The sequence below is a fragment of the Rhodococcus sp. WB9 genome, from assembly GCF_007558985.1.
GTDB lineage: Bacteria > Actinomycetota > Actinomycetes > Mycobacteriales > Mycobacteriaceae > Rhodococcus_F > Rhodococcus_F opacus.
The window spans coordinates 3,933,510-3,958,665 of record NZ_CP041769.1; the positions used below are offsets into that span (position 1 = coordinate 3,933,510).

General features: G+C 67.8%; 21 protein-coding genes and 1 pseudogene. 14 read left to right on the top strand and 8 right to left on the bottom strand.

The genetic code is table 11. The features are described from left to right. Positions 1-45: 45 nt before the first annotated feature. Positions 46-2,857 (bottom strand): annotated as a pseudogene (locus FND50_RS18210) (Tn3 family transposase). Between the two features lie 133 nt (positions 2,858-2,990). Further along, complete coding sequence (locus FND50_RS36815; RefSeq protein ID WP_260850482.1) at positions 2,991-3,128, bottom strand: hypothetical protein; 138 nt, start codon at positions 3,126-3,128, stop codon at positions 2,991-2,993. A 313-nt stretch (positions 3,129-3,441) separates the two neighbouring features. On the opposite strand from FND50_RS36815, the gene FND50_RS36820 reads away from it, so the two are divergent. After that, a complete protein-coding gene (locus FND50_RS36820) occupies positions 3,442-3,909 on the top strand; it encodes a LuxR family transcriptional regulator (RefSeq protein ID WP_260850483.1) in 468 nt (155 codons plus the stop codon). Between the two features lie 17 nt (positions 3,910-3,926). Here the strand turns inward: FND50_RS36820 and FND50_RS18220 are convergent, their stop codons facing one another. Continuing rightward, the gene (locus FND50_RS18220) at positions 3,927-4,823 is read right to left on the bottom strand and encodes a Ku protein (RefSeq protein ID WP_005255030.1); all 897 of its coding nucleotides are present in this window, start codon (positions 4,821-4,823) and stop codon (positions 3,927-3,929) included. 31 nt (positions 4,824-4,854) lie between these two features. Further along, positions 4,855-6,003: a lycopene cyclase family protein gene (locus FND50_RS18225; RefSeq protein ID WP_144286592.1), complete on the bottom strand. Its 1,149-nt coding sequence runs from the start codon at positions 6,001-6,003 to the stop codon at positions 4,855-4,857. Positions 6,004-6,656: 653 nt separating this feature from the next. Between FND50_RS18225 and FND50_RS18230 the strand changes: the two genes are divergently transcribed. Both FND50_RS18230 and FND50_RS18235 read left to right on the top strand, forming a co-directional pair. Beyond that, positions 6,657-8,288 carry an ABC-F family ATP-binding cassette domain-containing protein gene (locus FND50_RS18230; protein ID WP_144286593.1) on the top strand — a complete coding sequence of 544 codons (1,632 nt, stop codon included), beginning with the start codon at positions 6,657-6,659 and terminating at the stop codon, positions 8,286-8,288. Between the two features lie 73 nt (positions 8,289-8,361). Continuing rightward, a complete protein-coding gene (locus FND50_RS18235; protein ID WP_005255033.1) occupies positions 8,362-8,577 on the top strand; it encodes a helix-turn-helix domain-containing protein in 216 nt (71 codons plus the stop codon). Positions 8,578-8,600: 23 nt separating this feature from the next. On the opposite strand, the gene FND50_RS18240 is transcribed toward FND50_RS18235, so the two are convergent. Together FND50_RS18240 and acnA are read right to left on the bottom strand one after the other, a co-directional pair. Next, complete coding sequence (locus FND50_RS18240) at positions 8,601-9,167, bottom strand: TetR/AcrR family transcriptional regulator (protein ID WP_005241827.1); 567 nt, start codon at positions 9,165-9,167, stop codon at positions 8,601-8,603. A gap of 206 nt (positions 9,168-9,373) precedes the next feature. Continuing rightward, positions 9,374-12,178 (bottom strand): aconitate hydratase AcnA, encoded by a 2,805-nt coding sequence (gene acnA, locus FND50_RS18245; RefSeq protein WP_144286594.1) that lies wholly within the window; start codon positions 12,176-12,178, stop codon positions 9,374-9,376. Between the two features lie 306 nt (positions 12,179-12,484). Between acnA and FND50_RS18250 the strand changes: the two genes are divergently transcribed. The 8 genes from FND50_RS18250 (at position 12,485) to FND50_RS18285 (ending at position 21,109) form a co-directional block, all read left to right on the top strand. After that, positions 12,485-13,090 carry a DUF6676 family protein gene (locus FND50_RS18250; protein ID WP_144286595.1) on the top strand — a complete coding sequence of 202 codons (606 nt, stop codon included), beginning with the start codon at positions 12,485-12,487 and terminating at the stop codon, positions 13,088-13,090. 381 nt (positions 13,091-13,471) lie between these two features. Next, entirely contained in the window at positions 13,472-14,971 is a 1,500-nt protein-coding gene (locus FND50_RS18255) for an NlpC/P60 family protein (RefSeq protein WP_186301333.1), read from the top strand. 204 nt (positions 14,972-15,175) lie between these two features. Next, entirely contained in the window at positions 15,176-16,351 is a 1,176-nt protein-coding gene (locus FND50_RS18260; RefSeq protein ID WP_005565743.1) for a MoxR family ATPase, read from the top strand. Next, positions 16,348-17,322 (top strand): DUF58 domain-containing protein, encoded by a 975-nt coding sequence (locus tag FND50_RS18265; RefSeq protein WP_144286597.1) that lies wholly within the window; start codon positions 16,348-16,350, stop codon positions 17,320-17,322. Before FND50_RS18260 ends, FND50_RS18265 begins: the two co-directional genes overlap by 4 nt. Next, positions 17,319-18,299 (top strand): VWA domain-containing protein, encoded by a 981-nt coding sequence (locus FND50_RS18270; RefSeq protein ID WP_005255039.1) that lies wholly within the window; start codon positions 17,319-17,321, stop codon positions 18,297-18,299. Before FND50_RS18265 ends, FND50_RS18270 begins: the two co-directional genes overlap by 4 nt. 63 nt (positions 18,300-18,362) lie before the next feature. Beyond that, complete coding sequence (gene fabG1, locus FND50_RS18275) at positions 18,363-19,112, top strand: 3-oxoacyl-ACP reductase FabG1 (RefSeq protein ID WP_050998704.1); 750 nt, start codon at positions 18,363-18,365, stop codon at positions 19,110-19,112. 48 nt (positions 19,113-19,160) lie between these two features. Then, on the top strand, positions 19,161-19,958 hold the full coding sequence (gene inhA / locus FND50_RS18280; RefSeq protein WP_005241845.1) for an NADH-dependent enoyl-ACP reductase InhA: 798 nt from the start codon (positions 19,161-19,163) through the stop codon (positions 19,956-19,958). Between the two features lie 41 nt (positions 19,959-19,999). Next, complete coding sequence (locus FND50_RS18285) at positions 20,000-21,109, top strand: ferrochelatase (protein ID WP_144286598.1); 1,110 nt, start codon at positions 20,000-20,002, stop codon at positions 21,107-21,109. Here the strand turns inward: FND50_RS18285 and FND50_RS18290 are convergent. Then, positions 21,075-21,884, bottom strand: a complete 810-nt coding sequence (locus FND50_RS18290; RefSeq protein ID WP_144286599.1) for a hypothetical protein — start codon at positions 21,882-21,884, stop codon at positions 21,075-21,077. The genes FND50_RS18285 and FND50_RS18290 overlap by 35 nt on opposite strands. A 67-nt stretch (positions 21,885-21,951) precedes the next feature. Between FND50_RS18290 and FND50_RS18295 the strand changes: the two genes are divergently transcribed. Genes FND50_RS18295 through FND50_RS18305 form a run of 3 tightly spaced genes read left to right on the top strand, consistent with a single transcriptional unit; the run spans position 21,952 to position 24,434 of the window. After that, positions 21,952-22,791 carry a DUF3097 domain-containing protein gene (locus tag FND50_RS18295; protein ID WP_144286600.1) on the top strand — a complete coding sequence of 280 codons (840 nt, stop codon included), beginning with the start codon at positions 21,952-21,954 and terminating at the stop codon, positions 22,789-22,791. A gap of 8 nt (positions 22,792-22,799) precedes the next feature. After that, a complete protein-coding gene (locus tag FND50_RS18300; RefSeq protein WP_144286601.1) occupies positions 22,800-23,231 on the top strand; it encodes an NfeD family protein in 432 nt (143 codons plus the stop codon). Continuing rightward, the gene (locus tag FND50_RS18305; protein ID WP_007300673.1) at positions 23,232-24,434 is read left to right on the top strand and encodes an SPFH domain-containing protein; all 1,203 of its coding nucleotides are present in this window, start codon (positions 23,232-23,234) and stop codon (positions 24,432-24,434) included. Here FND50_RS18305 and FND50_RS18310 read toward each other — a convergent pair. Further along, on the bottom strand, positions 24,415-25,152 hold the full coding sequence (locus tag FND50_RS18310) for a thioesterase II family protein (protein WP_144286602.1): 738 nt from the start codon (positions 25,150-25,152) through the stop codon (positions 24,415-24,417). The two genes, FND50_RS18305 and FND50_RS18310, sit on opposite strands and share 20 nt — an antisense overlap. Positions 25,153-25,156: the final 4 nt, after the last annotated feature.

Genomic DNA, 25,156 nt, shown 5'->3' on the forward strand with positions numbered 1-25,156 from the left:
TGCCGCAATACGGACCGAATCCGTCGCTGCCAGACGGGGCGGAGGTCAGAACAATGTGTCGCGGACACGCAGGGGCCGATACCCGGTCGGACCCAACTGGGCGAGTTCGGCATCGATGTCGACCTCGATCGCGCCGAAGAAGTTGATGTTGGCGCTGTGGGCGGGGCTGATGTGGGCCAGGACCTCGTCGTCGATGCGCTGCCCGGACCGGCGCATCTGCTCGACGGCGAGCCCGTAGTACTCGGTGGTCCAGGCGATCACGGCGTTGGTGGCCAGGGTGAGGCACCAGGCTTGCTCGGTCTGGTCGGCGAGCTGGCGGGCCCGGATCATCCCCTCGTGGGCATAGAGCAGGTCGCGACGCAGGGCGTGCAGGGATTCGCCCTTGTTGAGCTGGCGGGAGATCTTGCGCCGGTAGTCGGGGTCGGAGAGGTATTTCGCGGCGTAGATCGTGCGCCGCAGCGCCCCGTACTCCTTCAGGGCTGCGGCCGGGGTGTTCTGGCGCCCGGACGCCGAGAGCTTGCCGACCAGCAGCGAGGCGGTGGCGTGTCCGAACTTCAACGATAAGGCCAGCCGGAGCAGGTCGTCCCAGTGCTCGGCGACCAGGTCGAGGTTGGCCTTGCGGGTCATCAGCGGGCCCGCGTGCGGGAACCGGGCCTCGGCGTCGCCGCGCGGGCCCGGCTGGTACAGGGTAATCCGCCCCAGGTCCCGGATCCGCGGCGAGAGCTGCATGCCCAGCAGGTCGAACAGCCCGAAGTTGACCAGAGTGACCCCGTGGGTGTCGGTGGCGTGCTCGGTGATCGGCAGATCAGTGGCATTGCCCAGGATCTCATCCAGCACGTAGTGGGCCTCGCGTTTGGTCGCCACGATCATCTTCGTGCCGTAGGTCGCGTGCTGATCGGTGACATGGGTATAGGTCGACAGCCCCTCGTTCGCGAAGTAGCGGCTCAACGGCCGCGCCGTGGTCGACTTCCCGCGCGTCGGGAACCGCTGCTCATCACTCGACGACAGCGTCCCGGCACCGAACACCGGCGTCAGCGGGAGCCGCTGGTGGTAGTCGATGATCGCGAGGTTGGCCGCGCGCAGCGTCTCCTCACGCACATACCATTCATCGGTCCAGGACAGAATGTCGTAGGAGATGCCGAGGCCTCGGCCATCCGCGTCAACCCCAGGTTCGTCGAGTGCGCCAGCAGCACCGCGATCAGGTTGCGTTTCAGCTCCGGTGTGCGGGCCTCCTTGCCGCTGGCGTGGGTGAAACAGTCCAGGTAGCCGGTGCGTTTGTCCAGCTCGATCAGCAACGACACGATCGGCGCGAACGGCAGCATCTCGGTCAGCACAGCCTCGAGTTCACCGACCGCGGTGTGCAGTTCCTCGACGACAGCGGCCGGGGCGACACCGGGATCGGCCGAGCGTCCGACCAGGCGGCAGAACTCGGTGCGCTGCGGTTCCCACTGCTCGCCGGTGAGCAGGTAGGCGGCCGGATCAGCGTAGCGGCGTGAGCCGGGCACGAACACGTCCCCGCTGCGCAACCCGTCACGCAGCCCGAGCAACACGCATAACTCCCAGTAGTGCCGGTAGGCGGTGGCGCTGCCGGACTTCCGGGCCTGGTCGAGGTAGCCGCGCCACTTCGTGGGTACGAACCCGGTCGGGGCCTCGTCGAACACCTTCCGGCGGCCGGTGGCGTTGAGCTCGCGCAGCATCGCGACCGCGATCAGCAGCTCACTCGCCGCAGTCCCGCCGGCGAACCCCACCGTGGCGAGCACCGCGGGGGTGAACTGGCGCAGATAGTTGTAGGAGGAATCCAGCGCGGCCAGATGTCCGTGATCACGCGGCAACCGGGGTTTGGCCTGCGCGATCGCGGCACGTAGCCGTTCCCACTCGATCTTCTCGCCGCGGATCAGCGCGCCGATCTCCTCATCGGCGACCGCCGGATCGGTGACAATCGCCAGCAGATCGTCGAGCAGGGCCTGGCGGTCTTCCCTGGATTTGCCGCGTTCGGCGAGTTCTTGCTGCATCCGACGTTCGGCGGCACCGAATTTCGCCGAGATCGCCTGATCGAACAACGCGACCACTTCATCGAGGACGTCGGTGCAAGACTGGGCCAGCACGGTGAGCAGGATCGGATACCGGCGCTGCGGGTCCCGGCGCTCGAGGGCCTGTGGGGTCAACCGGCGGCCCATTGTGGCCAGGAACCGGCGCCGCTCGGCGGGCAGCACCGACAAATCCAGGCGATCCGCGCCCAACCCGCGCAGGAACGCCAGCTTGTCGACCTCGGCACGGACCGCGGCCGCCGAGGCCTCCACTGGCCCGGTCGACAACCACCGCAACCGCGAAACCCCCAGCGAGGCATCGACGGCCAGCAGCGCGTCCAGCTCGGCGCACCGGGCCGGCGTGAACTCGTGGGCCAGCCGGTCGAAGGTCTCTCGCTGGGCCTGCTCACGGGCGTGAGCGATACGTTCGACCATGCTCACCGGACCCGGGCGGATCACCCGCGCCGAGATCAGATACTCAGACCCCAACCGGAACAGCGGGGTCGGGGAATCGTGCTCCATCGCCCGCGCGAGCAGGAACTCGTCGAGCTCCTTGAGCTCGAGGTGCCCGGCCGCACGCCAGGTACTGGGCGACCAGGCGCAGGTGATCGGGCGGGTCTGGGCGCGGCGCCCGTAGGAACGGATCTCGATGCCGTCGACCTTCAACTGCTCGGCCAACCGGGCTACCGCGACCGGCGGGGCGGTGACCACGCGATCAGGAACGAACCCCAGCCACGGCAGCGTGCACAACGCGATCGCGATGCCGAGCCGATCTCCGGGAACTCCCGCAGACGCGCCAACTCCTCATCCGCGAACACCCGCGTCGCCACGAAACCGACCTCCCACACCCACCAACAACATTGAGAGACAAGCCAACCAGCAACCGGCCATCACCGCAGACCGAACCGGCTTCACCGGCGATCAGCTGCGGCTACCCCATATCCGTTGGTTTTTCGGCGGTTACTACCGGAACCCCTCTATGTGGAACTTGGTGGCGCGCTGGCAGCGCAGCTCGGCGATCGGGTCGCCGAGGCGCTGATGGCCGATGCCGCCGGCCATCACGCACTGGTCGCCCAGGACTACGCGACGGCGTGTCGACACTTCGAATCCTCGCTCGCGGTGTTCCGCACGGACGGCAACCTGCTGTATCTGATCTCGTCCCTGCTCGGGCTCGCTCTGGCCAGTGGCGCGGACGGGAATCGGACGCGGAGCGAAGTGTGTTGGCAGGAGATCCTTGCGCTCACCGAGGCGCGCGGCGAGTCCGTCTATCGGGGATGGGTGCTGTGGGGTTTAGGGCTGGGGGCGTGGCAGCGGGGCGAGCATTCCGTGCGAAGGATCTGGTCACGCAGGGGCTGCACCGTGCTCGGTCAGTGGACGACCGCGTCAGCGCGGGGGTGTGTATGGCGGTTCTCTCGTGGGTCGCGGTGGATGGGGGAGTTCCCCGGCCGCAGCCAGGCTGATGGGTGCGATCGCGGCGCTCGCCCGTCCGGTGGGGAGTGCGAGCATCAACTACCCAGATGTAGGGGTTCTCCACGCCCAGTTCGAGCAACGCGCCCGCCGGGCGATGGGTGACCGCGCGTTCGCGACGGAGTTCCGCGACGGCCTCGGGACGCGATTCGAAGAAGCCGCAGCGTACGCACTCGACGAGATAGGGCGGCCAGACACCTCCGCAGAGCCCGGACCCACGACTCTTTCGCGGCGGGAGCAGCAGGTAGCCGAATTCGTCGCCGACGGCCTCACCAACAAGGCGATCGCTGGGAAACTCGTCATTTCGCAACGCACCGCCCAGGGCCACGTGGAGCACATCCTCTCCAAACTGGGATTCACCTCCCGTTCTCGGATCGCGGCATGGGTCGTCGAGCGGACCCAGGGGCAGTCCTGATCGCGCCTCATCGTCGATCAGGCGCGCTTGCGTTCCGAACTGGATGACTTCGCTGTGGCCTTCTTCGCCGCGGTCTTGGCCGGAGCCTTCTTCGCCGGCTTCTTCTTGGCGGGTGCGGCCTTCTTCCCGGCGGCGTCGACGCTGCGCTGCAGTGCGGCCACGAGATCCACCACTTCGGCGTCCTCGCCGCTCTTCTCGACCTCGGCGACGGGGATGACCTTCTTGCCGCCGGACTCGATCATCTCGTCGAGCAGTTCACGCAACTGCACCTGGTAGTCGTCGGTGAATTCGGTGGGGTCGAAGTCGTCGGCCATGCTGTCGACGAGGGTCTCGGCCATCGCGAGTTCCTTCGCCTTCGGCTTGTCGACGCCGTCGAGTGAGGAGAATTCCGCGGCGCGTACCTCGTCCGGCCACAGCAGCGTCTGGATCACCAGCACCCCGTCCCGGGAACGCATCGCGGCGAGTCGGGTGCGCTGCCGAAGAGTGAAGTGGACGAGGGCTGTGCGGTCACTGTTCTCGAGGGCTGTCGCGAGTAGGACATATGCCTTCGGAGAGCTCGAATCCGGTTCGAGGAAGTAACTCTTCTCGAACAGAATGGGGTCGATCTGTTCGGTCGGCACGAACTGCAGAACGGGAATCTCGTGTTTCTCGGCGGCGGGCAGTTTCCCGAAATCATCGTCCGTCAACACCACGCGCACGCCGTCGTCGGAGTCGTAGGCCTTGTCGATATCGGCGTATTGGACGACGTTGCCGCATTCGGAGCAGACGCGGTTGTATTTGATCCGGCCGCCGTCCTTGGCATGGACCTGGTGAAACCTGATGTCGTGATCCTCGGTTGCCGAATAGACCTTGACCGGCACATTCACGAGTCCGAACGCTATCGAGCCCTTCCATATCGACCGCATGCGTTCCATGATGGTCTCCTTTTCGCGTTCGCGCGACAGTTCATCGAACTTCCCGGCGAAGCGTCGAACGGAGAATCACATTGCGGATATCGCCGGAGGACGCTCGAAACATCCGCCCCATTGCGGACAGGGTTCCGCGCGGATTCGACCGCTCGGACAGGTACGCCGCCTGGAGTTGTGGCGGCAGATCGAAGAAATGCTCGAAGAATTCGGGGACGTGTTCGGAATCCAGATTGAGGAGGACGCGTAGGCCGACCGATCGCAGCGACGCGACGGTGCGTGCCTTCCACGGCCATAGTCGTGCGTTCGAACCGTCACGAAGATCGCGGGCCAGAACATCTGCGCACAGGAGCGACGCTGCGACGCTGTAGCCCGTCCCTGGGTGCATCAATCCGGCGCGGGCTCCGAAGCGCACCTGATCCGAGCTGTGGGCACGGCCGGCCTCGGGTGGTGGCTCGACGGCGAATCTGACCCTCTCGACGTCCGAATGGGACGGCACGGTGACGCCCCGCTGTCGGAGTCGGTCGTGGAGTCGGGTGGCGAGTTCCGAGATCGAGAGTGGGGGGCGACCGACCAGGCAGGTCTCTTCGAGCAGGAAACGGTCCTGCGCGAGCGGGACCCCGTAGAGGAACGACGGCGCGTCCGAGGGTGAGGTGCCGTTGTCGCGGCGCCAGTCCATGAACACCGCGGCCTCGCCGGCCAGCGCATGTGCGGCCGTGTCGGGGTCGACCACGACGCCGTATGCCGTCTGCTGGGCGAGGTCGGGGCTGTCGCCGGTGCCGCGAGCATCGACGACGACGTGCGCCTTCAGCGTCGAGCCGTCGTCCAGCTGGACGGAAGTGGGGGAGAGGTCTACGGCTCTACCTGCAAGAACGGTTCCGCATCCGCTGCCGAGTATTGATTGCAGTACTGATGTATTCAAAACACAATATGTGCGGTCGATGGTATGGCGACGGGTCGTCCAGGCTGTCGGGCGAGGAGTTCTCGTGACGACGGCCTCCCGAGGGAGCCAGTCGGGGAGTTCGTCTTCCCAGGCCGCATACGTCGCGGTCCACGATCTACGGGGGAGTGGGTCGACCGAGACGACTGTCGAACCGAGAGCCGTGGCCCGGTGGGCGAGGGCGCGGCCGGCAGGCCCGAGGCCGACGATCGCGACGTCCCAGATCGCTGGACGGGGAGAAACTGTCACGCCGTCAGCCTGTCACGGCGGCGGAACTATCGGCTGGAACGAAACTCGGTTCCCTACTCGGACGCGGACGGAATAACACAGTTTCCCGAACTTCGCGCGGTGCGTTCCGGCTATCTCGGGGTAGTGGAGGCTCCGCAATCACAGGTCGCGATCTCCATGAGCTCACCACGGCGATCCCAGACCGGAGGAGGTGAGGTCAGGGGAGCGTGCACCCGCAGGCCGGGTCGGGCGGCTGCGGGGGAGCGTGAGCGCTGAACGCGGCGCAGTGGCGCGGGTGGGGCGAGCACGAAGCGCCCTGCGATGTCGCGAAAGGATATCGGCTGAGCTCTCGAAGCCCGCCATGTTGCCGGCCAAGGTAATGAGTCGGGCCGTGACGGAACGCCAGAATTTCGAGAACTATCACCGTGGAGATTTTCGCATTTACCCCACGGGCTCGCCACAGTTGCGCATCTCACCACCACGCAACTCACCTTCCATCACGCATCTGCACAGGGGCCGGAGAGCTTCCTGCGGGTCGGATACGGCGGCGAACGTTAGCGGGATCACCGGCAGGCGTGTTCCGAGTCGCCGACGGTCGGGTAAAATTGCTGGTTCGTGTGTTCTTTGCGCAGTTTTTCTCATTCAACGCGAGCGTCATTTTCCTAGGAGTCTTGTTGATCACCGCTACCGACCTGGAAGTTCGAGCTGGAGTACGGACGTTGCTGTCCGCGCCCGGACCGGCTTTGCGGGTACAGCCCGGCGACCGCATCGGGCTGGTCGGCCGTAACGGTGCCGGCAAGACGACGACCCTCCGCATCCTCGCGGGGGAGGGGGAGGCGTACGCGGGTGCCGTGGTGCGCACCGGCGATCTCGGGTACCTCCCGCAGGACCCGAAGGAAGGCAACCTCGACGTCCTCGCGAAGGACCGAGTGTTGTCCGCGCGCGGACTCGACTCGCTGCTGCGGGACATGGAGAAGCAGCAGATCCTGATGTCGGAGGTCGTCGACGACGCCGAGCGTGACAAGGCCGTGCGCAAGTACGGCAATCTCGAGGACCGCTTCTCCGCACTCGGCGGGTACGAGGCCGAGAGCGAAGCGGCGCGCATCTGCAACAGCCTCGGGCTGGCCGACCGCATCCTCGGTCAGCAGCTGCACACCCTGTCGGGTGGTCAGCGTCGCCGTGTCGAACTGGCGCGCATCCTCTTCGCGGCGTCGGACGGTAGCGGCGGACGGTCGGACACGACCCTTCTGCTCGACGAGCCGACCAACCACCTCGACGCCGACTCGATCACCTGGCTGCGGGGATTCCTGCAGAACCACGAGGGTGGTCTGATCGTGATCAGCCACGACGTCGATCTGCTCAACGACGTCGTGAACCGGGTGTGGTTCCTGGACGCCGTGCGCGGCGAGGCCGACGTGTACAACATGAGCTGGAAGAAGTACCTCGACGCCCGCGCGACCGACGAGCAGCGTCGCCGCCGTGAGCGCGCCAATGCGGAGAAGAAGGCCGGCGCGCTGCGCGCGCAGGCCGCAAAGCTCGGCGCGAAGGCCACCAAGGCGGTGGCGGCACAGAACATGGCGAAGCGCGCCGACAAGCTGATGTCGGACCTGGACGCGGAACGCGTGTCCGACAAGGTGGCCCGGATCCGGTTCCCCGAGCCTGCCGCGTGCGGCAAGACTCCGCTGATGGCGGAGAACCTGACCAAGGTTTACGGTTCGCTCGAGATCTTCACCGGAGTGGATCTGGCGATCGACCGTGGGTCACGGGTCGTGGTTCTCGGTCTCAACGGTGCTGGTAAGACGACGCTGCTGCGCATTCTCGGCGGTGTCGAGACCCCGGACGCAGGCGGGCTCGTCCCCGGTCACGGGCTGAAGATCGGCTATTTCGCGCAGGAGCACGACACCCTCGACGACAACGCGTCGGTGTGGGAGAACATCCGTCACGCGGCGCCGGACACGGGGGAGCAGGAGCTGCGTTCGCTGCTCGGTGCGTTCATGTTCACCGGCCCGCAGCTCGAGCAGCCCGCAGGCACGTTGTCCGGTGGTGAGAAGACGCGCCTCGCGCTGGCGGGTCTCGTGTCGTCCGCGGCGAACGTCCTGCTGCTCGACGAGCCGACGAACAACCTCGATCCCGTCTCCCGCGAGCAGGTGCTCGATGCGCTCCGCAGCTACACCGGTGCCGTGGTGCTGGTGACGCACGACCCGGGCGCAGCCGAGGCCCTCGACCCGGAACGGGTCATTCTCCTGCCCGACGGCACGGAGGACCACTGGTCGCAGGACTACCTGGAACTGATCCAGCTCGCCTGAGCACTGCGCGTAGATATCGCCGTCACGGGGCTCTACCGTGGAAACCACCGTCGCTCGCCGACTGGAGGAGTTCATGGCTGACATCGGGGTCTTCGCCAAGAGCGCTCGGATCACGGGACCGTCGCGTGCCGATCTGCAGGCGGAGCTGAAGGAGCGCTACCAGGCCGGTGCGAGTATCCGTTCCCTTGCCCGGGAAATGGGGAGATCGTACGGATTCGTCCGCAACATCCTCGCGGAATCCGAGGTGGAGCTCCGCGGACGAGGCGGAGCTCACCGTCGCAAGACCTGACCGGTGTCGGTGGGACTGCGGTGTCAGTCGCGGCGTCGGACGGATTCCTCGACGAGGTCGAGGACGGCCGACAGGTTGTCGCCGGCGTGCCCGGAGGCGATGCGTGCGACGAGGCCGTCCAGAACCAGGTCCAGGTAGCCGATCAGCACGTCGGTCGGGACGTCGTCGCGGAGGCGGCCCGCGGACTTCTGCCGCGCGAGACGCGCCATGGTCGCCTCGGTGAGTTCCGCCGACCGTTGTGACCAGCTTCTGCGGAAGTCGGGATCGTTCCGCAGCCGTCGGGCGATTTCGAGCCGGGTTCCCAGCCAGTCGAACTGTTCGGGCTGGGCGAGCATGTCCCGCATCACCTGGACGAGGCCCTCGTGTGCGACCACGTCGGCCATCCTGGTCGCGTCCTCGTGGGCGAGCGCCAGGAACAAGCCGTCCTTGTCCTTGAAGTGATGGAAGATCGCCCCGCGTGACAGTCCGGTCACTTCTTCGAGCCGGCGGACGGTGGCGCCGTCGTAGCCGTATTCGGCAAAGCAACGGCGGGCGCCGCTGAGGATCTGACTGCGCCGTGCCGCGAGATGGTCTTCACTGACCTTGGGCAAAGTGCCTCCTTCGTCGGCCTGTGAGTGTTGTCGGCCCTCGACATGTGAGGGCCACCGAATGCACGAAGCGCGCACGACCACCTCGATCGGGACAGCGGCGAAGCTCCCCTGAAACTGGTCGTGCGCGCTTCGTGCCTGTCATGGCCGAAAACACTCACAGGTGCGTAGCGCCTGTGGGCCGAAAGCTCGCACAGGCGCGATAGCGCCTAGCCCTTGATCATGTTGCGGAGCACGTACTGCAGGATGCCGCCGTTGCGGTAGTAGTCGGCCTCGCCGGGCGTGTCGATACGCACGACCGCGTCGAAGACGACCTTCTCACCGTTCTCGCGGGTTGCCGTGACCTTGACGGTCTTCGGCGTGACACCCTCGTTGAGCTTCTCGACGCCTTCGATGTCGAAGACCTCGGTGCCGTCCAGCTTCAGCGACGCAGCGGACTCGCCGGCCGGGAACTGCAGCGGCACGACGCCCATGCCGATGAGGTTGGAGCGGTGGATGCGCTCGAACGACTCGGTGATGACGGCCTTGACGCCGAGGAGGCTGGTGCCCTTGGCGGCCCAGTCACGGGACGATCCGGAGCCGTACTCCTTGCCGCCCAGCACGACCAGCGGGATGCCGGCCTTCTGGTAGTTCTGCGACGCGTCGTAGATGAACGCCTGCGGTCCGCCGTCCTGGGTGAAGTCACGGGTGTAGCCACCGGAGACGTCGTCGAGGAGCTGGTTGCGCAGACGGATGTTCGCGAACGTGCCGCGGATCATCACCTCGTGGTTACCGCGACGCGAGCCGTAGGAGTTGTAGTCCTTGCGGTCGATGCCGTTCGCGTCCAGGTACTGCGACGCGGGCGTGCCGGCCTTGATGTTGCCGGCCGGGGAGATGTGGTCCGTGGTGACCGAGTCGCCGAGCAGCGCGAGGACGCGGGCGCCCTTGATGTCGCTGACCGGGGTCGGCTCCTTCGGCATGCCGTCGAAGTAGGGTGGCTTCCGCACGTAGGTGGAGTTGGCGTCCCACTCGAAGGTCTTGCCCTCCGGGGTGGGCAGTCCGCGCCAGCGCTCGTCGCCCTTGAAGACGTCGGCGTAGCCCTTGACGTACATCTCCTGGCTGATCGAGGAGTTGATGGTCTCCTGGATCTCCTGGGGAGAGGGCCAGATGTCCTTCAGGAACACGTCGTTGCCGTCGGCGTCCTTGCCGAGGGCGTCGTGCTCGAAGTCGAAGTCCATCGTGCCTGCGAGGGCGTACGCGATGACCAGCGGCGGGGAGGCCAAGTAGTTCATCTTCACGTCGGGGGAGATGCGTCCCTCGAAGTTGCGGTTACCCGACAGCACCGCGGTGGCGGTGAGGTCGTTGTCCTGGATGGCCTGCGAGATCTGCTCGTCCAGCGGGCCGGAGTTGCCGATGCAGGTGGCGCAGCCGTAGCCGACGAGGTAGAAGCCGAGCTTCTCCAGGTACGGCCAGAGGCCGGACTTGTTGTAGTAGTCGGTGACGACCTGCGAACCGGGTGCCATGGAGGTCTTGACCCACGGCTTGGCGGACAGGCCCTTCTCGACGGCGTTGCGGGCGAGCAGGGCGGCGCCGAGCATAACCGACGGGTTGGACGTGTTGGTGCAGGAGGTGATCGACGCGATCACGACGGCACCGTGGTCGAGGATGAACTCGCCCTTGTCCTCGGACAGAACCTTGACCGGCTTGGTCGGGCGGCCCTCGGATCCGTTGGCGGCCGACTGCACGTCGACTGCGCCGTCGTCGGCGAACGACAGGGCGGCGGGATCGCTCGCGGGGAACGACTCCTCGACGGCCTCGTCGAGCTGCGAGTGACCCGCGGGGTGGTGCTCCTCCACGTAGTTGTGGATGTCCTTGCGGAACGCGTTCTTCGAGTCCGACAACAGGATTCGGTCCTGCGGGCGCTTCGGGCCTGCGATGGACGGAACCACGTCACCGAGGTCGAGTTCGAGGTACTCGGAGTACTCGGGCTCGTGGTCGGCGTCGTGCCAGAGGCCCTGTTCCTTCGCGTACGCCTCGACGAGTGCGAGCTGCTCCTCGGAGCGGCCGGTCAGGCGGAGGTAGCTGACGGTCTCGGCGTCGATCGGGAAGATCGCGGCGGTGGAACCGAACTCGGGGCTCATGTTGCCGAGCGTCGCGCGGTTGGCCAGCGGAACCTCGGCGACACCCTTGCCGTAGAACTCGACGAACTTACCGACAACGCCGTGCTTGCGCAGCATGTCGGTGACGGTGAGGACCACGTCGGTGGCGGTGACGCCGGGCTTGATCTCACCGGTCAGCTTGAAACCGACGACGCGCGGGATCAGCATGGAGACGGGCTGGCCGAGCATGGCGGCCTCGGCCTCGATGCCGCCGACGCCCCAGCCCAGCACGCCCAGGCCGTTGACCATGGTGGTGTGCGAGTCGGTGCCGACGCAGGTGTCGGGGTACGCCTGGCCGTTACGGACCATGATCGTCCGGGCCAGGTGCTCGATGTTGACCTGGTGGACGATGCCGGTGCCCGGGGGGACGACCTTGAAGTCGTCGAACGCGCCCTGGCCCCAGCGGAGGAACTGGTAGCGCTCACCGTTGCGGGAGTACTCGATCTCGACGTTGCGCTCGAAGGCGTCGGCGCGGCCCGCGACGTCGATGATGACCGAGTGGTCGATGACCATTTCGGCGGGTGCGAGGGGGTTCACCTTGTTCGGGTCGCCGCCGAGTGCGGTCACCGCTTCACGCATGGTGGCGAGGTCCACGATGCAGGGGACGCCGGTGAAGTCCTGCATGATCACGCGGGCAGGCGTGAACTGGATCTCGACGTTCGGGTCGGCCGACGGATCCCAGCTCGCGATGGCGCGAATGTGGTCGGCTGTGATGTTCGCGCCGTCCTCGGTGCGAAGCAGGTTCTCGGCGAGAACCTTCAGTGCATAGGGCAATTTTTCGGTGCCGGGCACGGCCGAGAGGCGGAAGATCTCGTAGGAGTTCTCACCGACCTCGAGGGTGCCTTTGGCGCCGAACGAATCAATACTCGTGCTCACGTCAGCTCCACTCGTCTATGAGGGTCGCCGCCGACGGGGCTGTGTCGACGGCTGCAGGCACTGCGGGCACGACTGATCCGTGTGCGCTGTCGTGCTAGCGATGACGGAATCGGCCCATACCGCGGTACCTCCGATAGTCTAACAGTACGCTTGTCCTGTGAGAATTCGGGGGGAATCGAGCGTGTACCCCTCGGCGATTCTCCTCGATCCCGACGCGGGACGCGCGCGGACGGAACGGAACTTCGGGGACTCCTCACGTAGTGTTCACGCGAGGCTTTACGTTCCTACAGCAAACCCGGATGAGAGATGCCTGCCCCTATCGCCACCGCACTTCCTGCCAGTGTCATGCTCCCCGTCCATTCGGCCCTCCCGTTGTCGACGGACCTTCCGGAAGACATCGACGTCTCCGACGTGGTCGCGGACGTGTCCGACGACGGCGTGTCGGCGCCGTCCGACGAGGCGAGTGAACTCGCCGCCGTGGTCGACCGCGCGGCCGAGCACGGGATCAAGCTGAGCATCGTGGTGCTGGACGAGGATCCCGGCCGCGATTCGCAGCTGCGCGACCTCGCGACCGAGGTCGGGGCGGAAGAGGGTGGCACCGTTCTGGTGCTGAGTCCCAGCTGGGTCGGCACGTACAGCGATTCGATCAGCCGGGTCCTGCTCGAATCGGGTCAGGACCGCACCTACACCGGCGATGCGGTGGTCTCCGCGAATCACTTCGTCGACGAGGTGATCGAGCCGGGACCGCCGTGGGCCTTGTTCACGGCCGTCATCGTCGCGATCGTCGTGATCGCGTCGGCTGCCACGTTCTTCGCGAAATCGCGCCGGGCGTCCGTATCCCGTGACGCCACGGCAGAAAAGCGCGACAGCGCTTCGGGGGCCGGCACGTCGTACGAGCGGCCGAAGCCCTGACTCCTCCCGAATTCCCGGGATAACTCGGCGGCAATTTTACGATTTGCCCACGCGTGGCCGCTGCCTGCGTCGATGCGCGTAAATAGCGCCGACGATTCACAGTTCGACATTTCCGCTGGTCAAATTACTCATGTGTTATTTGTGACTAAAGTTTCCATAGAGTCCGGAAGTGTCGTACGGTGCATTTGGCGCTCTTGGGGAAGAAGTGTCGCAGGCTGGTGATTGACGTCCAAAGTGACGGCGATCCGGTGTATATCGGTGTCGCCGAAGCGCGGGAAGGTGTGGCTGCCGCAAATTTCTCCCCACGACGAGCACGGCGCGGTGTGCGTGATCGGTGCAGAACCGAGGGAGAGAGTTGTGAAGCGACAAGCACGAGCTGGAGTGGGGCACCGTAGCTTCTCCCGCGGGCGCACTCGCACGGCGCGACTCCTGATCGGATTGGGCATCGTCGGAGCCCTGATCACCAGCACGCCCGGCCTGGCCGCGGCGGTGCCACCCCCGCCGCCGAATCCGTCCGACAACGACATCGCGCAGGCCCAGACCCAGGTGTCGGCGGGCCTCGGGCAGGTCAGCGAATTGATCAACCAGGTCGCCTCCGCGGATCAGCAGCTCGCTCAGCTCGACAACGAGGTCGCCATCAAGCGCGAGGACGTGAACCGGGCCCTGGTCGATCTGCAGAACGCCCGCAGCGCCGCCGATCTGGCGGCCGGCGTGGTCGGGGCCTCACAGCAGGCGCTGCGCGACGCCGGCGCGCAGATCGAACTCGCGCAGAAGGACTTCGACAAGTACGCCCGGTCGAGCTACACGCAGGGCACCAACGTCTCGTCGATCTCGACCTACCTGGGCGCCCAGGGGCCCGGCGACGTCCTGGATCGGGCGCAGGTTCTGAAACTCCTGGCCACCAGCCAGAATGCAGTGCTCGAGGGTCTGCAGCGGGCACGGACCGCGCAGGCCAACAAGGATTCCGCGGCCCGCGAGGCGAAGCAGCAGGCGGACGTGGCCGCCGATCAGGCCGCGTCGAAGAAGTCGCTGGCGGAGCAGGCGATCGCGATCGCTCGGTCGGCGCTGCAGGACCAGGCGGCCAAGAAGGCGCAGATCGAGAGCAACCGCGCCGCCGCCCAGGCCCAGCTCGACGCCGCCCGCGGGAACGTCGCGGGGTTGCAGGGGCAGCGTGAGGCATACGCGACGTGGGAGGAGCAGAAACGCGCCGAGGACGCGCAGAAGGCTGCCATCGCCGCCGCGGCCCGGGAGGCCGCGACGCAGGCCGCGGCGCGGGTGGCCGCCAACGAGGCGGCTCGACAGCGCGCCGCGGAACTCGCCGCGGGGCAGCGCGCGCACACCACGATCGAGGAGGACTCGGAAGACGAGGACTCCGACTCCTCGGCCGACAGCGGGACGACCACGCCGAAGTCCACCCCCAAATCGAAGCCGTCAACCAGCGGTGAGGACCTGACCGGCAGCGAGGCCATCGAGACCGTCATCGATCGGGGACTGTCCCAGATTGGTGTGGAGTACGCGTGGGGCGGCGGCGACGAGAACGGCCCCACCCTCGGCATCCGCGACGGCGGTGTCGCCGACAGTTACGGCGACTTCAACAAGGTCGGTTTCGACTGCTCCGGTCTGATGATCTACGCGTTCGCCGGGATCGGCATCTCCCTGCCGCACTACACCGGGTATCAATACACCGCGGGCGAGCAGGTTCCCTCGGAGGAGATGCAGCGCGGCGACATGATCTTCTGGGGCCCGAACGCCAGCCAGCACGTCGCCCTGTATCTCGGAGACGACCAGATGCTCGAGGCCCCCGAGTCGGGGGATGTCGTCAAGATCTCCCCGGTGCGATGGGACGGCATGACCCCTTACGCTGTCCGTATGGTGTCGTGATCCATGATGTCGATGAAGTAGTTCGCAGTGCGGATCGTGCTTGGTTGCGGCGGGGGTTGCTTGCACCTGGAATAGTTGAGCAAGTACGTGAACGGGCGGAACGATCTAGGTGAAAGCGGTGGATTCTTGGTGACCTCACGTGATGATGCGGTATCGGAGGGTGCAGCCCGGAAGGAGTCGCCCGCGAAGGCCGCTCCCGAAGGTGTGAAGAACGGGGGTGCGGCCAACGGATCGGGTCCCCAGAACGTCACCGCGCCGAATGCACCCTCACAGAACACGGGCACGCAGAGCGCGACGGCGAAGACTGTCGCGCCCAGTCTCGCCGCCGACGTCCAGACGCTGGAACGCGCGATCTACGAGGTCAAGCGCGTGATCGTCGGGCAGGACCGGCTCGTGGAGCGGATCCTGGTCGGTCTGCTCGCGAAAGGGCACGTGCTGCTCGAGGGTGTGCCGGGTGTCGCGAAGACCCTGGCCGTCGAGACGTTCGCGAAGGTGGTCGGCGGATCCTTCTCGCGTGTCCAGTTCACCCCCGACCTGGTGCCCACCGACCTGATCGGTACGCGCATCTACCGGCAGGGGCGCGAGGAGTTCGACACCGAACTCGGTCCCGTCGTCGCGAACTTCGTGCTCGCCGACGAGATCAACCGCGCGCCGGCGAAGGTGCAGTCGGCGCTGCTCGAGGTGATGGCCGAGCGGCACGTCTCGATCGGCGGCAAGCGGTACCACATGCCCGATCCGTTCCTGGTGATGGCGACGCAGAACCCGATCGAGAACGAGGGTGTGTACCCGCTGCCGGAGGCGCAGCGCGACCGCTTCCTGTTCAAGATCCTCGTCGACTACCCGACGGTGGAGGAGGAGCGCGAGATCGTCTACCGGATGGGTGTCGATGCGCCGGAACCTCACCAGGTCCTCGATCCCGAGGAGCTCGTCCGCCTGCAGAAGGTCGCGAGCGGTGTCTTCGTGCACCATGCGCTCGTCGACTACGTGGTCCGGGTCATCGCGGCCACACGCACACCGGCCGAGTTCGGTCTCCCCGAGGTCGACGGCTGGATCGCGTACGGCGCGTCTCCGCGCGCGACGCTGGGCATCATCTCCTCGGCCCGGGCGCTGGCGTTGCTGCGCGGGCGTGACTACGTGGTGCCGCAGGACGTGCTCGAGGTGATCCCGGACGTGCTGCGTCACCGTCTCGTGCTGTCGTATGACGCTCTCGCCGACGAGGTCAGCCCGGACGACGTCATCTCCCGCGTGCTGCAGACCGTGGGTCTGCCGCAGATCGCCGCACAGCCGACGACGGTCCCGGCCGCTCCCGCCGGTCACCACGGACCGCCGGTCCCGTCCACGTCGGTGCCCGGACCGACGGCGATGAGCCAGCCACGGTGAGTGCGCGTACCGCCGGTGCGCAGAGCTCCGGCCCGCCGCCGTCGTTTCGTTCCGGCGAACTCCGTGATCCCAAACTGTCCGCGGCGCTGCGGACGCTGGAACTGACCGTCCGCCGCCGGCTCGACGGCGTGCTGCACGGCGACCACCTGGGCCTGATCCCGGGACCGGGCTCCGAACCGGGTGATGCGCGCGAGTACCAGCCGGGCGACGACGTGCGTCAGATGGACTGGTCGGTGACCGCCCGGACGACGCACCCGCACGTCCGGCAGTCGGTGGCCGACCGGGAACTCGAGACGTGGCTCGTCGTCGATCTGTCGTCGAGCCTCGACTTCGGTACCGCCGGCTGCGAGAAGCGGGATCTCGTGGTGGCCGCTGCCGCCGCCGTCACGCACCTGACCAGTGGCGGCGGGAACCGGATCGGGGCGATCGTCTCGACCGGCGCCCAGACCACCCGGATCCCGGCCCGCGGGGGTCGCATCCACGCGCAGGCGATGCTGCGTCAGATCGCGACCACCCCGCACGCCCCGGACGGGGTGCGGGGAGACCTGCAGGGTGCGGTGGAGTCGTTGCGCCGACCCCAGCGTCGCCGCGGTCTGGCCGTCGTCATCAGTGACTTCCTCGGACCGATCGACTGGGAGCGGTCGCTGCGGGCGATCTCGGGCCGCCACGACGTACTCGGTGTCGAGGTGCTCGACCCGCGAGATCTGGAATTACCCGACATAGGGGATGTAGTGCTGCACGATCCGGAGTCCGGACGGACCCGCGAGTTCACGACCACACCGCAACTGCGCGCCGACTTCGCGCGGGCAGCCGACGGGCACCGCCTGCAAGTGGAGCAGTCGTTGCGGCGTTGCGGCGCACCGCTGCTCAGTCTGCGGACCGACCGGGACTGGATCTCGGATGTCGTGCGGTTCGTGTCCGCACGGAAGCACAGTTACGGGACCGCGACGAACCAGAGGTCCCGCCGGTGAGCCTTTCCCAGTTCACCTCACCGTGGTGGCTGCTCTTCCTCCTGATCGTCGTGGCACTGGTCGCGGGATACGTGTGGGTGCAGCGTCAGCGGCAGAAGCACACCCTTCGGTTCACCAACTTCGCGCTCCTCGAGAAGGTCGCGCCGTCGAGGCCTGGCCGGGCCCGGCACATTCCGGCGCTGCTGATGGTGCTGGCGCTGGTGTTCTTCAGTGTGGCGCTGGCCGGGCCGACGGAGGACAAGCGGGTTCCACGGAACCGGGCGACCGTGATCCTCGTCATCGACGTGTCGTTGTCGATGAAGGCGACCGACGTGGAACCGACCCGGCTGGCCGCCGCGCAGGACGCCGCGAAGTCGTTCGCCGACGGGCTCACCCCCGGCATCAACCTCGGTCTCGTCGCGTTCGCCGGCACGGCCTCGGTGCTGGTGTCGCCGACCACCAACCGGGAGGCGTCGAAGGTCGCGATCGACAATCTGCAGCTGAGCGAGCGGACCGCCACCGGTGAGGCGATCTTCACGTCGCTGCAGTCGATCGACACGCTGGCCGCGGTGCTCGGCGGCAGTGATCAGGCGCCGCCCGCCCGCATCGTGCTGCTGTCGGACGGCAAGCAGACGGTGCCCGAGAACCCGGACGATCCGCGCGGCGGGTTCACCGCGGCCCGGCAGGCGAAGGACAAGGACGTCCCCATCTCGACGATCTCGTTCGGCACCAGCTACGGCAAGGTCGAGATCGAGGACGAACGCATCCCCGTGCCCGTCGACGATCCGTCACTGCGGGAGATCGCGGATCTCTCCGGGGGCAGCTTCTTCACGGCCTCGAGCCTGGAGGAACTGCGCGACGTCTACGACACCCTCGAGGAGCAGATCGGGTTCGAGACCACCCGCGGCGACGCCAGCCGCCCCTGGCTCGTGCTGGGGGTGCTGTCCGCCACGGCGGGGCTGATCCTCGCGCTGGTCCTGCGTCAACGGCTGCCGTGATCTGCGTTCCACCGCGGCCCCGCGCTTCCACTCCTGCACATCTGAACAGATAGGTTGATCCCCATGTCTACCCCACAAACTACTGACGCGTCAGTTGGGACGGTGTCCACTCCTCGGTCGGTGCTCGTCACCGGCGGCAACCGCGGGATCGGCCTCGCTGTCGCGCAGCGCCTCGCGGCGGACGGCCACAAAGTCGCGGTCACGCACCGCGGTTCGGGTGTGCCCGACGGCCTGTTCGGCGTCCAGTGCGACGTCACCGACACCGAGTCGGTCGACCGCGCCTTCAAGGAGGTCGAAGCGCACCAGGGTCCCGTCGAGGTTCTCGTCGCGAACGCCGGCATCACCGACGACACGCTGATCATGCGGATGACCGAGGAACAGTTCACCTCCGTCGTCGACGCCAACCTGACTGGCGCGTTCCGCGTCGCGAAGCGGGCGACACGGTCGATGCTGCGGGCGCGGTTCGGCCGGTTCGTGTTCCTCGGGTCGGTCGTCGGTCTGGCCGGTGGCCCCGGCCAGGTGAACTACGCGGCGTCGAAGGCCGGCGTGGTCGGTATCGCGCGGTCGCTGACCCGTGAACTCGGTTCCCGTTCGATCACCGCGAACGTGGTGGCCCCGGGATTCATCGACACCGACATGACCGCGGTACTCGACGAGAAGTACAAGGACATGATCACCGGCGCCGTCCCGCTGCAGCGGCAGGGCAAGCCCGAGGAGGTCGCCGCGGTGGTGAGCTTCCTGGCCTCCGACGATTCCGCCTACGTCTCCGGCGCGGTGATCCCCGTCGACGGCGGCCTCGGCATGGGCCACTAGCTCTCCCCACTCCACTTCCCGGACTTTTTCTTCACAGGAGGACACCTCATGGGCGGATTGCTCGAAGGTAAGACCATTCTCGTCACCGGCATCATCACGGACGCGTCCATCGCGTTCCACGTCGCCAAGGTCGCCCAGGAACAGGGCGCCAAGGTGATCATCACCGGCTTCGACCGTCTCCGGCTGATCGACCGCATCGCGCAGCGCCTGCCGCAGCCGGTGCCGCCCGCGCTCGAACTCGACGTGCAGAACCCGGAGCACCTCGCCAGCCTCGCCGACCGCATCCGGGAGATCGCACCCGAGGGCGTCGACGGCGTCGTGCACTCCATCGCGTTCGCGCCGCGGTCCTGCCTGGGCAGCCCGTTCTTCGACGCACCGTGGTCCGATGTGGGAGTGGCGTTCGAGGTCTCCGCCTACTCGTACGCGTCGCTGTCGAAGGCGCTGCTGCCGGTGCTGAACGACAACGCGTCGATCGTCGGCATGGACTTCGATCCCGCCCGCGCGGTGCCGTTCTACAACTGGATGGGTGTCGCCAAGGCGACCCTCGAGTCGGTAAACCGGTATGTCGCCAAGGAGGTCGGCGAACGCGGTATCCGCTCCAACCTCGTCGCGGCTGGCCCGATCAAGACCCTCGCCGCCAAGGCCATCGCCGGCACCGCCACCGACGACGCCAAGCAGATGAACGAACTCAACACGGCGTGGGACGAGCGGGCACCCATCGGCTGGAACGTCGACGACCCGGAGCCGGTCGCGAAGACCGTGTGCACCGTGCTGTCCGACTGGCTGCCCGGCACCACCGCGTCGATCATCTACGTCGACGGTGGCGCCCACGCGATGGCCGGCTAGGGCACCACCCGGGGAGTGCGCCCCGAACGGCACCACGGAAGATGGGGATCATGATCGCTGCGAATTCGACGGACGGTTCCGGTTCCCGGTTCGATGCCCTTCTCGTGTTGTCGTTCGGGGGTCCGGAGCAGCCCGCCGACGTGCGCCCGTTCCTGGAGAACGTGACCCGGGGCAGGGGGGTGCCGCCCGAACGTCTGGATGCGGTCGCCGAGCACTACCTCCATTTCGGGGGCGTGTCGCCGATCAACGCTCTGAATCGCGACATCATCTCCCGCGTCGAATCCGAATTGGTAAGCGCTGGAATCGATCTGCCCGTCTATTTCGGTAACCGGAACTGGCATCCGATGGTCGAGGACACCGTCGCCCGGATGGGTGAGGACGGGGTGCGGTCGGCCCTCGTGTTCCCGACGTCGGCGTGGGGCGGGTACTCGGGTTGCAGGCAGTACCACGAGGACGTCGCGCGGGCGCGGGCCGCAGCCGGGGAGGGGGCTCCGCACCTGCTGAAGCTGCGCCAGTACTACGACCACCCGCTGCTGATCGGGGCGTTCGCCGACGCCGTCCGAGAGGCCGCGGCACAGCTCCCCGCCGGGCGCCGGGCCGCCGCGCGGCTGGTGTTCACCGCGCATTCCGTGCCGGTGTCCGCGGACGTCAACGCGGGACCGCCCGCGGAGGGTGGTCGTCTCTACAGCCGGCAGGTGGCCGAGGCGGCCCGGCTCACCGCCCGCGCCGCCGGCTTCGACGACTTCGACCTGGTGTGGCAGTCCCGGTCCGGGCCACCCCAGGTGCCGTGGCTCGAACCGGACATCTGTGACCACCTGGACGCCCTCGCCGGCCGCGGTGTGGGCGCGGTGATCGTGTGCCCGGTGGGATTCGTGTCCGACCACCTGGAGGTGGTGTGGGATCTCGACACCGAGGCCCGGGACAAGGCGGCCGAACTCGGCATCGACTTCGTACGCGCGGCCACCCCCGGAACGGATCGGCGGTTCGCCGAACTCGTCGTCGCACTCGTGGTCGAGCAACTGGCCGGCACACCCGCCGCGCGGCTCGGTTCCGAGCCGCTGCTCGGTTCGACCCTGGACGGTCGGTCCTGCGCGGTCGACTGCTGCAAGGCCGTGGTCAGGCCGTCAGGCCGTCCCGCGCACACGCGTTGACGGCGGCGGTGCGCGCCGAGCGCACCGCCGAACGCAGGGGCCGCAGCAGATCCTCGAGCGTGGCCGCACCCGACGCGGACACGGTGCGCGCGGGGGCCATCTGCTCGGCGACCGTGAGGATCGCAGCCACCTGATCGGCCGAGTCCAGGATCCGCAGCGCCCGCGGGGCGATCGTCGCCGGATACCGGTGCCGTGCGGACTGCGCCAGCGCTTCGGCGATCAGCGCGCGCGGGTCGGCGCCGAAACCGGAATCGAGCATGTGCAGCGCCTCGAGCGCAGCTGCGGCGTCCCGCACCGCCTGCCGCATCGTGAACTCGGCCTCACCCAGTCCGGTGTGGTGGGCGTCGAGGGGAAGCCGCTCGATCGTCGACACCGTCCAGCGCAGCACGTCCGGACCCTCGACGTGCGGGACCAGCCCCGTTCCCGACCGGCCGGGCGGTCCGACGAGCACACCCTCGCCAGCGCTGATCGCGGCGGACGCGAACTCGGTGCCCGCGGGAAGCCCACGCACGTCGCCCGGCCCGGGCAGGACCAGCCGGATCTCGGTCTCGGGTTGCGACACGGAGCGGCGCATCGTCTGGAGCAGCGCCGTCACCCCGGCGTCCTGCGGGTGGGGCCACGGCAGCCCGGTGCGGCCGGCCGTCCCCTCGTCCTCGGCGCAGGCCAGATGCATCGGCGCCCACGCATGGAGGGCGTCGATGACGTCGTCGGGTGCACTGTTCCCGGCGAGCCAGGAACTGGCCCACACGGTGAGAGTGGCGCTGGGTGAACTCACGATAAACGAGCATATGTCGGCGTGGCGGCGTGTGCGTAACGGCGCCGCTGGCATAGCGTCAGCGCCCGTGAGCGGAGGCGACAGATACGGCGACATCTTTTCCGGACACCCACGCGCGAGGAAGCCCGTGACGCCGACGGTCCCGGCCGAGCGGGACCTGGTGGTCGAGGACGCGGGCACCGGTTTCTGCGGGGCGGTGGTGGGGTTCGAGCGCACCTACGACGGCGATTTCGTCCGCCTCGAGGACGGGGCGCGGCGCACCCGGTTGTTCGCGATGCGGGAGGCGGCGTTCCTCATCGACGGCAAACCGGTCACCCTGATCCGCCCGGCGGCCAAGCCCGCCGGACCGGTGACCACCCGATCGGCGTCGGGATCCACCAAGGTGGAGGGGCTGCGGGCCCGGACGGCGCTGGCGAGCCGGATCTGGGTGGAGGGCGTGCACGACGCCGCCCTCGTGGAACGGGTGTGGGGGCACGACCTGCGCGTCGAAGGTGTCGTCGTCGAGCACCTCGACGGTCTCGACAATCTCGGGGAACGGCTCGCCGAGTTCCGGCCCGGCCCCGGACGGCGCGTCGGTGTCCTCGTCGATCACCTCGTCACCGGATCGAAGGAGACGCAGCTGACCCAGGGGCTCGGGCCGAACGTGCTCGTGACCGGGCACCCGTTCATCGACGTGTGGGAGGCGGTCCGCCCGTCGGCGGTGGGCATCGAGGCGTGGCCGAAGATCCCGCGCGGTGAGGACTGGAAGACCGGGGTGTGCCGCGAATTGGGGTGGGGGACACCGCGCGACGGCTGGCGCCGGGTCTATTCGGCCGTCAACTCGTTCCGCGACCTCGAGGCACCACTGATCGGGGCGGTCGAACAGCTGGTCGACTTCGTCACCGTCGGTTCCGGAGATTCTGGTTAGATGGTGTTGTGGCTGCATTGATTTGGCTGGTAGCGGGGGTGCTGCTCGCCGCCGCGGAAGCGTTGACGGGGGACTTCTTCCTCCTCATGCTGGCGGGCGGTGCGCTGGCCACGGCCGGGGTTACCGCGATCACCGACTTCCCGGTCTGGGTCGACGCGGTCATCTTCGGCGTGCTGTCCCTCGCCCTGATCCTCGGGGTGCGGCCGGTGTTGTTGCGTAAGTTCGAGACCCCGCCACCGACCCCGACCGGGATCGAGGCGCTGACCGGCAAGCAGGCCCTGGTGCTCGAGGAGGTCGCCGAACACGCAGGGCAGATCAGGCTCGGCGGCGACGTCTGGACGGCCCGCCCGCTCGACAGCACGGAAGTGTATCCACCGGGGACGACCGTGACGGTAATGCAAATTGACGGCGCGACCGCCGTCGTATGGAGGGGACCGTAGATGGCAGCGCTCATCGTGTTGATCGTGCTCGTGTTGTTCGTCGCCCTGGTGGTGGCCAAATCGGTGGCGCTGGTGCCGCAAGCCGAGGCCGCGGTGATCGAGCGACTCGGCCGGTACGCGCGGACCGTGTCGGGCCAGCTGACGTTTCTGATCCCCTTCGCGGACCGTATCCGGGCGAAGGTGGATCTGCGTGAACGGGTGGTGTCGTTCCCGCCGCAGCCGGTGATCACCCAGGACAACCTGACGCTGAACATCGACACCGTCGTGTACTTCCAGGTCACCAACCCGCAGGCCGCGGTGTACGAAATCAGCAACTACATCGTCGGTGTCGAGCAGTTGACCACCACCACGCTGCGCAACGTCGTCGGCGGCATGACGCTGGAGGAGACGCTCACCTCGCGTGACTCCATCAACGGGCAGCTGCGCGGTGTGCTGGACGAGGCCACCGGCCGGTGGGGTCTGCGCGTCGCCCGGGTCGAACTCAAGAGCATCGATCCGCCGCCGTCGATTCAGGAGTCGATGGAGAAGCAGATGAAGGCGGACCGCGAGAAGCGGGCCACCATCCTCACCGCCGAGGGGCATCGGGAGTCGGCGATCAAGACGGCGGAGGGCGACAAGCAGTCCCGCATCCTCGCCGCGGAGGGCGCGAAGCAGGCGTCGATCCTCACCGCGGAGGGTGAGCGGCAGTCCCGCATCCTGCGGGCGCAGGGCGACCGCGCCGCGAAGTACCTGCAGGCGCAGGGCCAGGCGAAGGCGATCGAAAAGGTGTTCGCCGCAATCAAATCCGGCAAGCCCACCCCCGAACTCCTCGCCTACCAGTATCTGCAGACACTGCCGCAGATGGCGCAGGGCGACGCGAACAAGGTGTGGCTGGTGCCCAGCGACTTCGGTGACGCCCTCAAGGGGTTCGCGAAGACCCTCGGCGCGCAGGGGCAGGACGGGGTGTTCCGGTACGAGCCGTCCACCACGGAGGAGGATCTGCCCAAGCCCGAGGACGATTCGGAAGAGGTCGCCGACTGGTTCGAGACCAAGTCCGACCCGGCGATCGCGCAGGCCGTCCGGGCCGCGGAGGTCGAGGCCCGTCGTCCAGTCGACGGTCCGGGACCGCTCGCGACGTCCGGTGGCGCCGACGAGCATGCGCCGCGGGATCCGGGGGGAGCGCCCGGGCAGCTGCCGCCTCCCGTCACCCCGCCGACTCACTGACCGACTCCGACACGGCGTAGCGACGCAGTAACGGGCGGAGCACGCCGAAGAGGTGTTCGGGTGTGTGCTCGAGGTAGAAGTGATCGCCCGGCATGATGTGCACCTCGCGCAGCCGGGTGGTGTGCCGCTCCCAGGCGTGCAGATCCCGCTCGCCGACCAGCGGATCGGCGTCCGCGCCGAGCACATGCACCGGACAGGAAAGCGGTGGGTCGCCCGGATCGCGGTAGCCGGTGCAGAGGCGGAGATCGCCCCGCAGCGCGGGGAGGCAGCGGTCCCGCCACGCCGGCCGGGCCGGGAGGTCGGCGGGCAGACCGCCCGTGATGCGCAGCAACTCGATCAGTGGCGCGTCGTCCAGGTCGTCGACCGGTGGCAGCGGCGAGGGCAGGTGCGGCGCCGAGTACCCGGAGAGCAGCAGCGCCCGTGGGAGCGGCTGCCCGGCCGCGCGCCGGCGGCACGCGAGCCGGTACGCCACCAACGCACCCATGCTGTGCCCGAAGAAGACGTGCGGCTCCGTGAGGTGTTCGGCGAGTTCGGAGTCGAGTGCGGTGACGAGGGACTCGACGTCGGTGAACCCGGCCTCGCCGGCACGGCTCTCCCGTCCGGGCAGCTGCACGGGCCACACCGACACGTGCGGGCTCAGGGCGCGGTGCCAGTGGCGGTACGTCGAGGATCCGCCGCCGGCGTGGGGGAAGCAGAACAGCCGGAGGGGGCCGGGCACGGCG

Excerpts from the sequence above, each read along its gene's own strand:
- FND50_RS18220 (WP_005255030.1), bottom strand. The coding sequence starts at position 4,823 with ATGGAACGCATGCGGTCGATATGGAAGGGCTCGATAGCGTTCGGACTC.
- FND50_RS18235 (WP_005255033.1), top strand. The coding sequence starts at position 8,362 with ATGGCTGACATCGGGGTCTTCGCCAAGAGCGCTCGGATCACGGGACCG.
- FND50_RS18250 (WP_144286595.1), top strand. The coding sequence starts at position 12,485 with ATGCCTGCCCCTATCGCCACCGCACTTCCTGCCAGTGTCATGCTCCCC.
- fabG1 (WP_050998704.1), top strand. The coding sequence starts at position 18,363 with ATGTCTACCCCACAAACTACTGACGCGTCAGTTGGGACGGTGTCCACT.
- inhA (WP_005241845.1), top strand. The coding sequence starts at position 19,161 with ATGGGCGGATTGCTCGAAGGTAAGACCATTCTCGTCACCGGCATCATC.
- FND50_RS18285 (WP_144286598.1), top strand. The coding sequence starts at position 20,000 with ATGGGGATCATGATCGCTGCGAATTCGACGGACGGTTCCGGTTCCCGG.
- FND50_RS18305 (WP_007300673.1), top strand. The coding sequence starts at position 23,232 with ATGGCAGCGCTCATCGTGTTGATCGTGCTCGTGTTGTTCGTCGCCCTG.